General features: G+C 49.3%; 11 protein-coding genes. 3 read left to right on the forward strand and 8 right to left on the reverse strand.

The features are described 5' to 3' along the window. Positions 1–30: 30 nt before the first annotated feature. Both pfkA and tpiA read right to left on the reverse strand, forming a co-directional pair. A complete protein-coding gene (pfkA, locus tag EXY25_RS06530) occupies positions 31–996 on the reverse strand; it encodes a 6-phosphofructokinase (RefSeq protein ID WP_114339863.1) in 966 nt (321 codons plus the stop codon). Positions 997–1,018: 22 nt separating this feature from the next. Continuing rightward, positions 1,019–1,771, reverse strand: a complete 753-nt coding sequence (gene tpiA / locus EXY25_RS06535) for a triose-phosphate isomerase (protein WP_130566171.1) — start codon at positions 1,769–1,771, stop codon at positions 1,019–1,021. A 322-nt stretch (positions 1,772–2,093) separates the two neighbouring features. Between tpiA and EXY25_RS06540 the strand changes: the two genes are divergently transcribed. Both EXY25_RS06540 and EXY25_RS06545 read left to right on the forward strand, forming a co-directional pair. Next, the gene (locus EXY25_RS06540) at positions 2,094–4,256 is read left to right on the forward strand and encodes a cation:dicarboxylate symporter family transporter (RefSeq protein ID WP_114339865.1); all 2,163 of its coding nucleotides are present in this window, start codon (positions 2,094–2,096) and stop codon (positions 4,254–4,256) included. Positions 4,257–4,369: 113 nt separating this feature from the next. Continuing rightward, entirely contained in the window at positions 4,370–7,069 is a 2,700-nt protein-coding gene (locus tag EXY25_RS06545) for an EAL domain-containing protein (protein WP_130566172.1), read from the forward strand. Positions 7,070–7,154: 85 nt separating this feature from the next. Here EXY25_RS06545 and purD read toward each other — a convergent pair whose 3' ends face one another. The 5 genes from purD to prmA form a co-directional block, all read right to left on the reverse strand. Continuing rightward, positions 7,155–8,444, reverse strand: coding sequence for a phosphoribosylamine--glycine ligase (gene purD, locus EXY25_RS06550; protein WP_130566173.1), 1,290 nt, complete (start codon positions 8,442–8,444; stop codon positions 7,155–7,157). Positions 8,445–8,584: 140 nt separating this feature from the next. Beyond that, positions 8,585–10,177, reverse strand: a complete 1,593-nt coding sequence (gene purH, locus EXY25_RS06555) for a bifunctional phosphoribosylaminoimidazolecarboxamide formyltransferase/IMP cyclohydrolase (RefSeq protein ID WP_114339868.1) — start codon at positions 10,175–10,177, stop codon at positions 8,585–8,587. 111 nt (positions 10,178–10,288) lie between these two features. Beyond that, positions 10,289–10,585: a DNA-binding transcriptional regulator Fis gene (gene fis, locus EXY25_RS06560; RefSeq protein WP_114339869.1), complete on the reverse strand. Its 297-nt coding sequence runs from the start codon at positions 10,583–10,585 to the stop codon at positions 10,289–10,291. A gap of 28 nt (positions 10,586–10,613) precedes the next feature. Next, positions 10,614–11,579 carry a tRNA dihydrouridine synthase DusB gene (dusB, locus tag EXY25_RS06565; protein ID WP_170308595.1) on the reverse strand — a complete coding sequence of 322 codons (966 nt, stop codon included), beginning with the start codon at positions 11,577–11,579 and terminating at the stop codon, positions 10,614–10,616. A gap of 185 nt (positions 11,580–11,764) precedes the next feature. After that, positions 11,765–12,646, reverse strand: coding sequence for a 50S ribosomal protein L11 methyltransferase (gene prmA, locus EXY25_RS06570; protein WP_130566175.1), 882 nt, complete (start codon positions 12,644–12,646; stop codon positions 11,765–11,767). A 193-nt stretch (positions 12,647–12,839) separates the two neighbouring features. On the opposite strand from prmA, the gene EXY25_RS06575 reads away from it, so the two are divergent. Continuing rightward, a complete protein-coding gene (locus EXY25_RS06575; protein WP_130566176.1) occupies positions 12,840–13,328 on the forward strand; it encodes a putative 4-hydroxy-4-methyl-2-oxoglutarate aldolase in 489 nt (162 codons plus the stop codon). A 23-nt stretch (positions 13,329–13,351) separates the two neighbouring features. Here the strand turns inward: EXY25_RS06575 and EXY25_RS06580 are convergent, their stop codons facing one another. Next, on the reverse strand, positions 13,352–14,047 hold the full coding sequence (locus EXY25_RS06580; RefSeq protein ID WP_114339873.1) for a DNA-3-methyladenine glycosylase I: 696 nt from the start codon (positions 14,045–14,047) through the stop codon (positions 13,352–13,354). Between the last annotated feature and the right edge of the window lie 47 nt (positions 14,048–14,094).

Here is a 14,094-nt window from a genome sequence, read left to right on the forward strand (position 1 = left end):
TTTGTCGATGTTCAATCGACAAAGTGCTGTTTAGAACAGACGTTGCGATAGATCGTATAGCTCTTTGTCGAATGGACGAACCATCTCTTCCAAAGCTTCGATAATATCGTGATGTACCAGCTTGTTAGCCAGGATCCCAACGCAGCGACCGCCTTGGCCTTCGACCAGAAGCTGTACTGCATAGTCACCCATGCGGCTGGCCAGAACACGGTCACGACAGGTCGGTGAACCACCGCGCTGGATATGACCCAGAACTGTCGCTCGAGTTTCCAGACCTGTTTGTCCTTCAATGTTCTTGGCGAGTGCATTTACATCGGTTACATGCTCGGTAATAACCACAATAGCGTGTTTTTTACCTTTGGCGATGCCATCTTGGATCTGCTGTAAAAGCTTGGCTTCGTCCCAAGCGTCAGCTTCTGGGATCACGAGGAATTCAGCGCCGCCGGCAATTGAGGCCCACAGTGCCAAATCACCACAATGGCGACCCATCACTTCAACGATTGAGATACGATTGTGAGAGCTGCAGGTATCGCGCAAGCGGTCAATCGCTTCCATTACCACGTTTAGCGCGGTATCGAAGCCGATGGTGAAGTTGGTACCGGCAATATCGTTGTCGATAGTGCCAGGAACACCGATACAGGGGTAACCCATCTCAGTCAGCTTCTTAGCGCCCATGTAGGAGCCGTCACCGCCGACCACGATTAAGGCCTCGATGCCGCGCTCTCTCATCTGTTCGATCGCTTGCTCACGAACTTCTACTTTTTTGAAGTCAGGAAAGCGTGCAGAACCTAGAAATGTTCCGCCTTTGTTGATCGTGTCAGATACAGAGTAGCGGTCCAATTTGTGGATATCACCGGAGTGAAGGCCAGCAAAACCATTGTTGACACCATAAACTTCCAGACCAGCCTGCAGGCCGCTGCGGACAACAGCACGTACCGCAGCATTCATGCCGGGGGCGTCGCCACCACTGGTCAATACACCAATACGTTTAATCATGCTTGAATACCTTTAAACAGGTTTACTTAGCTGCGTTGAAAATGCCAGCGAAATCAGCAGCTACCAGAGAGGCTCCACCAACCAGACCGCCGTCGATGTCTTCCATCGCCATCAGTTCTGCAGCGTTACCAGGCTTCATGCTTCCACCGTAAAGGATCTGCATGCCTGCGGCGACTTCTGCGTCTTGCGCGGCTAGCAACTTACGGATCAGAGCGTGTGCTTCTTGTGCCTGTTCTGATGATGCTGTTACACCGGTGCCGATAGCCCAAACTGGCTCGTAGGCAATCACTGCGTTTTTATAAGCTTCGATGCCGTAGGCATCGATTACTGCATTAACCTGAGTGGTGATAACCGCTTCCAGCTTGCCAGCTTCGCGCTCTTCCAGAGTTTCACCGATGCAAAGCACAGGAACTAAACCAGCATCTTGAGTCGCTTTGAATTTCTTGGCGATCAGTTCGTCAGATTCGTTTTGATAGGTGCGACGCTCGCTATGGCCAACTAAAACGTAGCTGACACCGAACTCTTTCAGCATATCTGCTGAGCATTCACCTGTGTACGCACCGCCGGCGTGAACGCTCACGTCCTGGGCACCGATACAGATGTTGCTGTCACCCGCAAGCTCCTGGATTTGAGCAATAAAAACTGCAGGGGGGCAAACGCCGATGGTGACTGAATCAACACCAGCGGCAGCGGCTTTAAGGCCTTCGATCAGCTCTGCGTTACTGGCTTTGGTGCCGTTCATTTTCCAATTACCTAGTACCAGGGGGCGTCTCATCAGTTTTTCTCCTGTCCGACTTTTGTGCGGAAATTGTAGTAAAATTACTAGCGAATAAGTATGGCTTGGTGCAACGAAAGTAGGGTTGACGCAAGTCAACCCTACCTCCAGAACTGTTTCTGGTGATGCCATTATCGGCATCTGATTCATAATTGAACCAATTATAGATGGCGAAATGATGATCGCCATTCAGTTATCAGCAGCCTTCTCTCCGCTGCCTTTAATCTGTGCCATATCATGCCTGTTTGTGTTGAGGCTTGCAAAGCGCGAAAAGCACAATACCCTGTGCAATGGTAATGAATTAACCCGTGAATCTATCTGAATGAGTTTTTCTCACTTTCGTTTCTCTCTTTCAACCGTGATCTTATGGGCACTGTTCTTTGGTTTCCTCACGGGCATCTTCTTTGGTGAGATGGTCGGTTGGATGAGCTGGATCGGTAATGCTGTGATCATGTTGATGCAGATGACGATCTTGCCATATATCGTCGTCTCACTGATCGGCGGTATCGGTCGTTTAACCAAAGAACATGCCAAGCAGATGTTCTCGCGGGCTTCTTTAGTGATGCTAGCCATATGGTTGGTCGGTATGATCGTTATATTGCTGACCCAGTTTGCTTTTCCTGCGTTGGAATCGGCATCGTTTTTCAGTCGTTCTTTGGTGACTCCGCAAGCTGAAGTGGATTTCCTCTCCATCTATATCCCTTCAAACCCGTTTCAGTCGATGGCCAACGGTGCTATCCCCGCAGTGGTTCTATTCTCGATTTCGCTGGGGGTGACACTGATTAGTTTGAAGCACAAAACATCGTTGCTCGAATCCTTAGGTACCTTAGCTGAAGCGTTGTCGAAGCTTAATGGGGCATTAGTTAAAACTTTGCCGGTGAGTGTTTTTGCGCTAACAGCCAGCGCAGCGGGCACATTAACCCTGGAACAGTTCGGCTCGTTGCAGGTCTATCTGGTGAGTTACCTGGTATTGTCACTGGTACTGACATTCTGGGTGTTTCCGCGCATGTTAGCGGCGATCAGCCCCTTTAAAACTGGGGAGGTGTTGGCTGTTAGCCGAGATGCCCTAGTGACGGCGTTTACTACGGGTAATGTATTCGTCTTGCTGCCTGTATTGGTTGAGGGAGCAAAGCGCCTGTTTCGTAAGAATCGTATGCGCAAAGAAGACACGGATTACATGCTCGAAGTGTTGATGCCCATCGCTTACAGTTTTCCAAACGTAGGCAAGCTGACCGTACTGATGTTTGTATTGTTTGCTGGTTGGTTTAATGGCAAGAGCATTGAAATAACCGATATGCCGCTGTTTAGCGTCAGTGGTGTTTTTAGTTTGTTTGGTAGTGTCAACGTCGCCATCCCTTTCATGCTGGATAGCTTTCGCTTGCCAGCAGATATGTTTGAGCTGTTTATTATTTCCAATGTTCTGACGGGTAAGTTCAACTCACTGGTTGCTGCGATGCAGTTGTTAATATTTGTGCTGTTGTCAGTGGCCGTGATCCAGGATCAGGTGAAAATCAGCTTGGGAAGAATAGTGCGGTTCGCCCTATTCGGTATTGGCGTGAGTTTTATTATTCTGTATGGCAGCCGGTTTGTTAACGGCATTTTTCTTGGTGATGACAATAAGATCGGTGAGCAACTGTCTACCATGCGGGTGCCGGATAAGGTGCCGGAGCATGTGTATGCGCAGATCCCCAAGTCATATACCGGCGGCGAATATGCCTTGACGAATATAGAGGTGATTAAGAAGCGCGGTGTGCTGCGGGTGGGTTACAGTCCGACTAATGTGCCGTTTTCATTTTTTAATCGTGATGGTCAGTTAGTTGGTTTTGATATCTCTTTGGCTCACCAGTTGGCGCGAGATCTGGGAGTCAAAGTTGAGTTTATTCCTTTTGTCCGAGATAACTTGCGAATACCACTGAACAAAGGCTATTTCGATGTCGCAATGTCGGGTATCAAGCTTGATGTCTATGATATTCAGCACATGAGTTTTACTAAGCCAGTTTTAGAATTGAACTTGTCGCTCATGGCGATGGACTACCGCCTGCGGGAGTTCGATTCAATGGCCAAGCTCCGTGAGCATGAAGGGTTTACCTTGGCGACGGTGGAGCATATTCGTGAGTTGGATCTGCTCCAAAAACGCTTACCGCAGATCGATACCGTGGCGTTAACCTCTTATGATGAGTTCTTTCAGGAACCAGAAGCCTATGATGCGCTTTTGATCAGTGCAGAATCTGGCTACGCTTGGAGTATTTTGCATCCTCGTTATGGCGTGGTTTTACCCACTCAACAGGGTAATCAGTTTGCCACTGGTTATGTGGTCGCTAAACGCAACACGGATTTGTTGAATATGCTTAATAGTTGGATAACTGTGAAACGGGCTAATGGCGATATCCAATCGCAATATGACTTTTGGATTTTGGGTGGCGGAGCAGTAGATAAAAAGCCCCGTTGGTCAGTGATCAGGGATCTACTGCATTGGGTTGAGTGACAAAATAATGGCGCGAAAGAAAAAATAATGACGCTTTGTTAACCGATTGTAAAAATATAGGGTACACTGTCGCCTGAATTTAGACACAGTCACTCATTGGTGTTTCTTTACTCATGTCTTTGACGCGGCGACTCTTCACATTATTGGCCATGATCTGTTTGCCAGCCCTGCTTTTCCTCTGGATAGCTTCTCGCGGGCTGCTACTCGATACCTTGCAGCGTATTGAGCATATGGTCGCGGAAAATCATCTCAGACAAACATACAATCAATTTGAGTTTTACCTGCAGCGCTTAGAAACATGGGGCTTTGAATGGTCGCAAGAGCCGGATCTGGTGAAGTATGTTGTCACCCCTTCTAAGGCGTTTGAAACCGGTTACTTTCCTGATGACCTGTTGGTGTTTAACCGCTCGCATCTGGTGATGTTTTTTGATGCTGATGTCTCTGTTTTATTTGAGCGTTTCATCGACACAGATAGTGACCTTGTTAATGCCACTGTGCCTGCCAATATAAAGCAGAAAATCCAACATAGGATCCAACAGCAGGCATCGGAACTGGAACGTAAGACGATCACTGGAATGGTACAGTTCGATCATGCGCCGATGATGTTAACGATCCGAGCGATTCGACCGTTAGATGACGCCAATATTAATGGTACAACGACTGGCTATTTGGTGTTTGCAGAGCGGGTGGATGCCCAGCTACTGTTTCGGATTTCGCAGGCCATGGGCTACAGCGTTAACTTGCAGCCACATCAAGGGCCACAAAAGCTTCAGAGCCATGATGATACCCAGCTAGATCGGACACAAAGTTCGCTGTGGGTCACTCGAACCCTTTATGGTCTCGATCATGATACGCAATTTGAACTATCTATTTCGATGGATCGCTCCCTGTTTCTGTTTGGTGCGGAAGGGATCGAACGCTACTTAGTGATCACTATTTGTAGCTTGTTGGCACTTTTGGCTGCACTTTACCTGTTTATCCGTCAATACGTGGCGGCGCCAGTGGCGTCTTTGACGCGGCAGGTGAACGCGATAGACGCGGATGCCGAAGAGTGTCAGCCAATTATCGTCGGTAAAAGTCGTGAAATTAAAATATTAGGCGAAAAGTTTAATCGCTTGATGGATTCCCTCTTTAAGGAAAAAGTGCGTGCCAGAACCACGCTGGCATCTATTGGTGAAGCTGTGATCAGTACTGATAGCCGTGGCAGCATTACTTATTTGAGTCCGGTTGCCGAGAAGCTGCTGCAGCTGACGCAGGAGCAAGGGGTTGGCTTGCCAATCGACAAGGTCTTACAAAGCGTCGATGGCATGTCACTAGCACCACAGATTGCGATGTTTGCTGATATGCCTAGCGCAACCACTCAGCGTAGTATGCGTCGCCTGCAGATTGCTGGTCGGTCGGTTAGTATTGAGCAAACGGTTTCCCCTCTTCTGGGGGCTGCCGATGAGATCACCGGCGCCGTGCTGGTGCTTCGAGATATCAGCAGTGCTGAGCTATTAAAAGAGAAGCTACAGCATCAGTCGAGTCATGATCCTGTCACTGGCTTATATACCCGTGGGCGCTTTGAACAGATGATCAGTCTGTTAAGTCCAGAGTTAACATCAGGCGAGCATGCCGTTTGTTACATTGACTTGGATAATTTCAAGTTAGTGAATGATAACTGCGGCCATGGTGTCGGTGATCGTTTACTGCGTGAGATCTCTGATGCTATTCGTCGCTGCATTCGTGAGACGGATCTGTTGGCCAGAATGGGTGGCGATGAGTTTGCTTTGGTATTGCGAGATATCGATATTGATGCAGTGCGCAAAGTGATGGTTAAGATCAGTGAGGAGATTGAGTCGGTGAGTGTGTACTGGGGGGCCAGTGCTTACTCCGTTGGCGCCAGTATCGGAGTGAGCTTTTTGCGCCCAGAACAGACTCAATTAAAAGCGGTGCTGCAGGAAGCTGACGCTGCTTGTCGTGGGGCTAAGTTACCTGGAAGTAATAATATCTGTTTCTATGATGCTGATAATCAAGAGGTGACCGATCATCAGCAAGCCCCTCGTTGGGCTATCAAGATCAATGATGCGATTGACGCCGATAAGCTCGAACTTTTCTATCAGGAGATCATGCCGCTGGCGCCGACGACAGAGGGTATGAAGCGGATTGAAGTATTGGTACGCATGCGAGAAGCTAATGGAGAGCTGTTATTACCGGATAGCTTTCTCCCCGCGGCTGAGCGTTACCATCTATGTGAAAAGCTCGACCACTGGGTGTTGGAGCATGTTTATCAATGGCTTGCCCGTCATCCAGAGTGTTGGAGTCATAGCCGGGTCAGTATCAACTTGTCTACAGAAACGCTAGGCAGTGATAAGTTTGAGCCCTATTTAGCCAGTTTATGCCATCGTTACCGTATCCCTAATAGCAGTATCTGCTTTGAAATTACTGAACGTGCAGCGATACGTAACCAGCAGAAAATGATCGAGTTACTTAAGCGCTTGCGTAACCAGGGGTTTCGTTTTGCCTTGGATGATTTTGGTAGCGGCTTCTCATCATATGGCTATCTGAAATCTCTGCCGGTGGACTTTGTGAAGATAGATGGCGGTTTTGTACGCACCATGCATGAAGATCCGAAAGATCTGGCATTAGTACAATCGATACATCAGGTTTGTAACGTTTTAGGAATGCAGACGGTGGCTGAATATGTTGAAAATGACGCTGTCTATCAAAGTGCCTGTGATCTGGGGATCGACTTTGTTCAGGGATTTAATATTGGCCATCCAAAACCGTTAAGTGAGTTCGCCCTTAATTTTATTGACCAACAGGTAGTTTAACGGCTTTAGAATAGACAGGAATAACTGACTGATATGAGAAAGGCCAGCAATAGCTGGCCTTTTTTATACGTCAAACAGCGCGTGTTTAGCTCTGTTGTTCCCGTTCAATTGCGCGGTAGGCAATATCTGTGCGGTAAAACATACCATCCCAGCTGATCTGCTTAGCAAGCGCGTAAGCACGCTGTTGCGCCTCGGTTACGGTATTGCCGAGGGCCGTGGCACATAGGACGCGACCACCAGCAGTAACAACAGCGCCATCTTTTTCAGCCGTACCTGCATGGAAGATCTTCTCACCGGCGACTTCGTTGCTGTTTAAACCGTGGATCTTAATACCTTTGGCATAGTCACCAGGATAACCACCTGCGGCTAATACAACGCCGACAGCGGCACGGTTGTCGTATTTGGCTTCATGCTGATCCAACTCTCCAGCAATCGCTGCTAGGCACAGTGTCACCAGATCAGATTGCATACGTAGCATGATGGGTTGAGTTTCTGGATCGCCGAAACGGCAATTGTATTCAATTACTTTCGGTGTGCCGTCGGCAGCGATCATTAAACCGGCGTAGAGGAAGCCGACATAGGTATTCCCTTCCGCTGCCATGCCGTTCACTGTCGGCATGATCACTTCGTTCATCACGCGGTCGTGGATCTCAGGGGTGACTACTGGAGCTGGTGAATAAGCGCCCATTCCACCGGTGTTGGGACCGGTGTCGCCATTGCCGACGCGCTTGTGATCCTGACTTGTCGCCATCGGTAGCACATTCTTACCGTCTACCATGACGATGAACGACGCTTCTTCACCATCAAGGAACTCTTCAATGACCACGCGGTGGCCGGCATCGCCAAAGGCATTACCGGCAAGCATGTCGCGTACCGCCTCTTCAGCTTCTGCCAGCGTCATGGCAACAATCACACCTTTGCCAGCGGCTAAGCCATCAGCCTTAACGACGATAGGCGCGCCTTTTTCCCGCAGATAGCTCAGTGCTGGCTCGATCTCGGTGAAGTTTGCGTATTCGGCTGTTGGAATGCTGTGACGGGCAAGGAAGTCCTTGGTGAAGGCTTTAGAGCCTTCCAGCTGGGCTGCGCCTTGGCTTGGACCGAAAGCTTTGAGGTTTGCCGCTTGAAATGCGTCGACTACACCTTCAACCAAAGGCACTTCTGGGCCAACGATAGTGAGTGCGACATCATTCTCTTGAGCGAATTTGATTAATGCTGGCTGATCACTGACGCCAATGGCGACATTCTCTAGCTTTGGTTCTAAAGCTGTGCCTGCGTTGCCTGGCGCGACGAAGACTTTACTGACGTCGGAAGATTGCGCCGCTTTCCATGCTAAGGCGTGTTCACGGCCACCGCTGCCAATTACCAATACGTTCATTCTTATCTCCCTCAATATGGGGCTAATCGGTCGGATTATATGTGCAAAAACCGCGGCAATGCTGCTGCGGTTTTGTAGGGTTAGCTTGTGCTAACCCGCGTCTCTTTCATTTAGCGTCCAACATTAGGACGCCAACTATTTTAGTGACGGAAATGACGCATGTTGGTGAACACCATGGTCATGCCATGTTCGTCCGCCGCTGCAATCACCTCATCATCGCGGATAGAGCCGCCAGGCTGGATAACACAGCTAATGCCCGCTTTCGCTGCGGCATCAATGCCATCACGGAATGGGAAGAAAGCATCTGAAGCCATCACTGAACCGGCGACTTCGAGACCTTCATCTTCCGCTTTAATGCCAGCGATTTTGGCACTATATACACGGCTCATTTGACCCGCGCCAACACCGATCGTCATGCTGTCTTTGGCGTAAACAATGGCATTTGATTTAACAAATTTAGCCACTTTCCAGCAGAACAGCAGATCCTGCAGCTCTTTGTCGGTTGGCTTACGCTTGGTTACCACGGTTAAATCGTCCAGCGTCACCATGCCTTGATCGCGATCTTGTACCAGTAAGCCGCCGTTGACTCGTTTAAAGTCATATTCGGTGGTCGTTTTATCCCACTGGCCACACTCGAGCAAGCGAACATTCTTCTTCGCAGCGACGATTTGTGCCGCCGCAGGGCTGACGGTTGGCGCAATAATCACTTCCACAAACTGACGGCTGACAATCGCTTCAGCGGTGTCGGCATCGAGTTCACGGTTGAAAGCGATGATACCGCCAAATGCTGATGTTGGATCCGTTTTGAAAGCGCGTTCGTAAGCTTCCAGTTGCGTCTCGGCTAACGCCACGCCACACGGATTCGCATGCTTGACGATGACACAGGCTGGTTGCTCGAACTCTTTCACGCATTCCAGCGCGGCGTCGGTATCGGCAATATTGTTGTAGCTGAGGGCTTTACCTTGGATCTGCTTCGCTGATGCAACAGAGGCTTCCTGGAGATCCTTTTCAACATAAAAAGCAGCGGCTTGGTGGCTGTTCTCGCCGTAGCGCATATCCTGCTTTTTGATGAACTGACTGTTGAAAGTACGTGGAAACTGGCTATTTTCGCTGTTCTCGTCGGTGTCACCATAGCTAGGAACTTTGGTGCCGAAATAGTTAGCGATCATGCCATCGTAGGCTGCAGTATGTTCGAAAGCGGCGATAGCAAGATCGAAACGGGTCGCCAGGGCCAATGAACCCTCATTGCTATCCATTTCGCCAAGTACGCGGTTGTAATCTGATGCGTTGACTACGATAGCGACATCTTTATGGTTCTTTGCTGCAGAGCGCACCATAGTTGGACCACCGATATCGATGTTCTCGACTGCGTCGGCGAGGCTGCAGTCAGGATTAGCGACTGTGGCTGCAAATGGATACAGGTTAACGACAACCATATCGATTGGGTTGATGCCATGGCTATTCATCACTGCATCATCTTGATCACGACGACCCAAGATGCCACCGTGGACCTTTGGATGTAGGGTTTTTACCCGGCCATCCATCATCTCAGGGAACCCGGTGTAATCAGAGACTTCAATGACATCGATGCCTTGTTCGGCAAGCAGGCGAGCAGTACCACCAGTAGACAGGATTTCTACACCCTTTTCGGCCAGCGCACGGGCGAATTCTACGATACCGGTCTTGTCTGAAACGCTGATAAGCGCACGGCGGATCGGTCTAGCAGCTTCCATCGAGTAACATTCCTCAACTCATTTGATAGGGGGAGGCGAAAAGGCTTCCCGTGTTGGAGCATGGGCTCCAGATAGACAACAGGGCCCGATTGGACCCTGTAGCAAACTATTTTAGTTCATACCGTACTTTTTGAGCTTCTTACGCAGCGTACCGCGGTTGACGCCCAACAGGTTTGAGGCACGAGTCTGATTACCACGGGTGTAGGTCATCACTTCTTCAAGCAACGGCGCTTCTACTTCCGACAGGAACAGCTCGTACAGGTCATTGATGTCCTGACCGTTTAACTGTGTCAGATAGTTGCGCATCGCTTTTTTAACGGATTCGCGGAGAGGTTGCGCATTGGAAGAAGTGTTTGGCATTTGATTAACAGTACCCATTACTTCATTTTTCAGATTAGTCTCAAACATACGCCTTAGCTCGCTTAATAAATTGTGATTAATTTTCTAATGCAAAGAATGCATCTAACGCCTGCAGCTGATCCTTAGCTGATATCAAAGCGTTAAATTTGCTTCGAAATTCTCTGGTTTGATCAAGCTCCGCCAGATACCAACCCACATGCTTGCGGGCGATCCGTGGACCCATCACATCTCCATAAAATATGTGTAACGCATCAATATGCGCTAACACGATTTCGCGTATTTCCTGTGCCGGCGGATCAGGCAGTAGCTCATTACAGTGAAGATAGTGAGCAATCTGCTTAAACAGCCACGGTCGTCCTTGAGCGGCTCGACCAATCATCAGCGCATCCGCGCCGGTGTCGGTTAAAACCTGCTGTGCTTTTTGCGGGCTATCGATATCGCCATTGGCAATAACAGGAATAGACACTGACTGCTTAATCGCAGCAATGGTGTCGTACTCCGCATTCCCCTTATACATACATGCTCGCGTACGACCATGTATAGCAATTGCCTGGATCCCATTACGTTCAGCCAGGCGGGCAATCTCGACGCCGTTTTTGTACTCAGGTGCCCATCCGGTGCGGGTCTTTAGCGTGACTGGTACATCGACCGCGTTTACCACGGCTTTGATGATTTTTTCTACCAGTTCCGGATACTGCAGTAATGCTGAGCCGGCTAATTTTTTGTTCACCTTTTTGGCTGGACACCCCATATTGATATCAATAATTTGGGCGCCATTGGCGACATTAAATTGCGCAGCTTCGGCCATCAGATCTGGATCTGCGCCGGCAATTTGCACCGAGCGGATACCGGACTCACCTGAATGGTCCATGCGTTTCTGCGATTTTTCTGTACCCCAGACTTTGGGATTACTTGAAAGCATCTCCGATACTGCTAAACCTGCCCCCATACGGCGGCAAAGTTGACGGTAAGGACGATCGGTTATCCCAGCCATCGGCGCGACAATCAGCGGATTGTCGAGACGGTAAGGGCCAATCTGAATGCTCAAAGTTTCACCACCCATCTGTTGAGAGCGGCGTAGTTTACTTTTTTTTTTCGCCGTAAGAAAGGTCAGTTTTTAACCTTTCGAACAGCTATTGACCAGACGCAAAAGCAAGCGATTTATTTATATTTTTGCTTTCTAGTTAACTTGTTGATACATAAGTAAAAGAGCATGTTTGTAAGCAATTATTTCGCGATCCCACTAATTCTCGCCCACTCCTCTTTTTGACAAATAGGATCGAGATTTATGTGTGATTGATAGGCTGATGCGACCTCTTCCGCCTGAGATTCTAGTACGCCAGAGAGCGCAAGGTGACCGCCCGGCAGGGGTAATCGGCAAATTAAAGGTGCGAGCTCCCGGAGTGGGCCGGCAAGAATATTGGCGACCACTACGTCAGCTTTTAAGTCCGCAGGTTGCTCATCGGGCAGATAGAGGCTGAGCTTGTCGCTGACGCCATTGCGTTCGGCGTTGTCACGACTGGCAAGGATCGCCTGTGGGTCAATATCGATGCCGATGGCGCTTTTTGCACCTAGTTTAAGCGCCGCCACAGCAAGAATACCTGAGCCACAACCGAAATCGATCACCGTCTTATCGGTTAAATCCAAACTATCTAACCACTGCAGGCAAAGCGCAGTGGTTGGATGGGTGCCAGTACCAAATGCCAGGCCAGGATCCAGGATCACATTAACAGCATCGGCCGCAGGCGCGTCGCGCCAGCTTGGGCATATCCACAGACGTTCGCCAAACTGCATCGGATGAAAGTTATCCATCCACTCCCGCTCCCAGTCCTTGTCTTCCAGCGGTTCTAGCTTATAGCGTTGGCCTTTGGTTAATCCGCCATGCATCTGTAGATAGCTGACCACAATGTCCATGTCCGCTTCCGCATCCCATAAACCCATCACGTCAGTTTCTCCCCATAAGCGGGTTTCTCCTGGCATAGGTTCAAACACCGGATTGTCTTTCGAATCCAAAAATGTCACAGACAAGGCACCGCAAGCAGACATTAAGTCACCGACTTTTTCTGCGGTATCGGCGGTGGCATTTAGGCGAAGCTGGAGCCAAGGCATGGCATCTCCTGGAATTATCTTGAATGGGCGGATTGTAGCTGGCAGGGGCGTTATATAACAGTACCAACGCTATTGCTGGTGGCTCTGATTAGAGTGAAAAATATTCGATGACTTGCTAATTGTTAGAATATCTACCAGATTGAGTAATAACTCTAATCTAAATTTCGCGATGAATGATGGCATAGGAGAGAGGATGTTAGACCTGCTACCTGATCTGTTTGATGAACACCCGCAAGCGTTGCGCTTACTCAATTTGCCTTGGCGTAGTTTTGGCCTGCATCCGATTATTTTCGGGCCGCTACAGACAGTTTGTTGTTTTGAAGACAATAGCCGTGTTGCCGAGCAGTTGGCTCTGCCAGGAAACGGGCGCGTGTTGCTGGTGGATGGCGGCGGCTCCAATGCCCGCTCGCTGTTAGGCGATAACCTGGTGCAGAAAGCGATAGATAATGGCTGGGGTGGGGTGATCATCAATGGCGCCATGCGCGATGTCGGTACGATTAATCAGATGCCTTTTGGTGTAAAGGCATTGGCCACTTGCCCGATTAAAACCGCGAAACGTGGCCAAGGAGATGTCGAAATCGTAATCGAGATCGCCGGGGTCGAGGTTCACCCGGGTGAATATATTTATGCTGACCTAAACGGCGTGGCTGTCTGTGAGTGTGAGTTACCACTCCCTACTTAATCGACTTAGCGGTGGCCGTGAGGTTACTCAGCCTGTACTCGGTTATCGCCAACACTGTAGGCAATGACCTGGCTTATTTCGGTCAGAGAGCGTCCAGATTGCTCAGCCCAATGATTAAATGCCGTCTGCGTGGCTTTTAAGTCTCGTTGACTAGAGGGGGCCTTATCAACCACGCCTGCGCCAATCAGATGGGCGACCACATCTTTACTCAATACAAAGGTGTCTTTGCCCATGCGCCGCAATAGGTAGGCGCTACTGTTGCCGCCAAGTCGGGCACCATGCTTTTTCAGCCAGAGCCATAAACCGGTGATATCTGTTCCGGGCCAATCAGCAATGAATTGAGCAAAACTGCCATGTTGTTTGCTGACATCGAGGATCATCTGGGCATTTTTCGGCACAGTCGCTATTTTTTGGCCATTTCGCACAATGCGGGCGTCTTGCAGCAAGCGGTCGATATGAGCATCACCTAGCATCACCATTTTTTCTGGTTCAAAGCCAAAGAAAGCCTCTTCAAATGCTGGCCATTTGTTCTCGATCACCCGCCAAACAAAACCACTTTGAAAGATCACTTTGGTCATCGTCGACAGATAGCGATGATCAGGGATCTGGCACAGCTCATTAGCGTTTAATGGCGTGCTAAGGAGAAACTCCAAGGCGCGTTCACCGCCTTTACGCTCGGCGGCACGTTGATAGATACGATCGAAAACTTCAATAGCCATAGTCAGTGATGGTTGCTTGCGAAAGGAGATGAATAGACTCTGACATA

The organism is Corallincola spongiicola (genome assembly GCF_004284785.1).
GTDB lineage: Bacteria > Pseudomonadota > Gammaproteobacteria > Enterobacterales > Neiellaceae > Corallincola > Corallincola holothuriorum.

Bases quoted from the DNA above. Each gene is read 5' to 3' on its own strand.
- EXY25_RS06540 (WP_114339865.1), top strand. From the start codon at position 2,094: ATGAGTTTTTCTCACTTTCGTTTCTCTCTTTCAACCGTGATCTTATGG.
- EXY25_RS06580 (WP_114339873.1), bottom strand. From the start codon at position 14,047: ATGGCTATTGAAGTTTTCGATCGTATCTATCAACGTGCCGCCGAGCGT.
- purH (WP_114339868.1), bottom strand. From the start codon at position 10,177: ATGGAAGCTGCTAGACCGATCCGCCGTGCGCTTATCAGCGTTTCAGAC.
- pfkA (WP_114339863.1), bottom strand. From the start codon at position 996: ATGATTAAACGTATTGGTGTATTGACCAGTGGTGGCGACGCCCCCGGC.
- EXY25_RS06575 (WP_130566176.1), top strand. From the start codon at position 12,840: ATGTTAGACCTGCTACCTGATCTGTTTGATGAACACCCGCAAGCGTTG.
- EXY25_RS06545 (WP_130566172.1), top strand. From the start codon at position 4,370: ATGTCTTTGACGCGGCGACTCTTCACATTATTGGCCATGATCTGTTTG.
- prmA (WP_130566175.1), bottom strand. From the start codon at position 12,646: ATGCCTTGGCTCCAGCTTCGCCTAAATGCCACCGCCGATACCGCAGAA.
- purD (WP_130566173.1), bottom strand. From the start codon at position 8,444: ATGAACGTATTGGTAATTGGCAGCGGTGGCCGTGAACACGCCTTAGCA.
- fis (WP_114339869.1), bottom strand. From the start codon at position 10,585: ATGTTTGAGACTAATCTGAAAAATGAAGTAATGGGTACTGTTAATCAA.
- tpiA (WP_130566171.1), bottom strand. From the start codon at position 1,771: ATGAGACGCCCCCTGGTACTAGGTAATTGGAAAATGAACGGCACCAAA.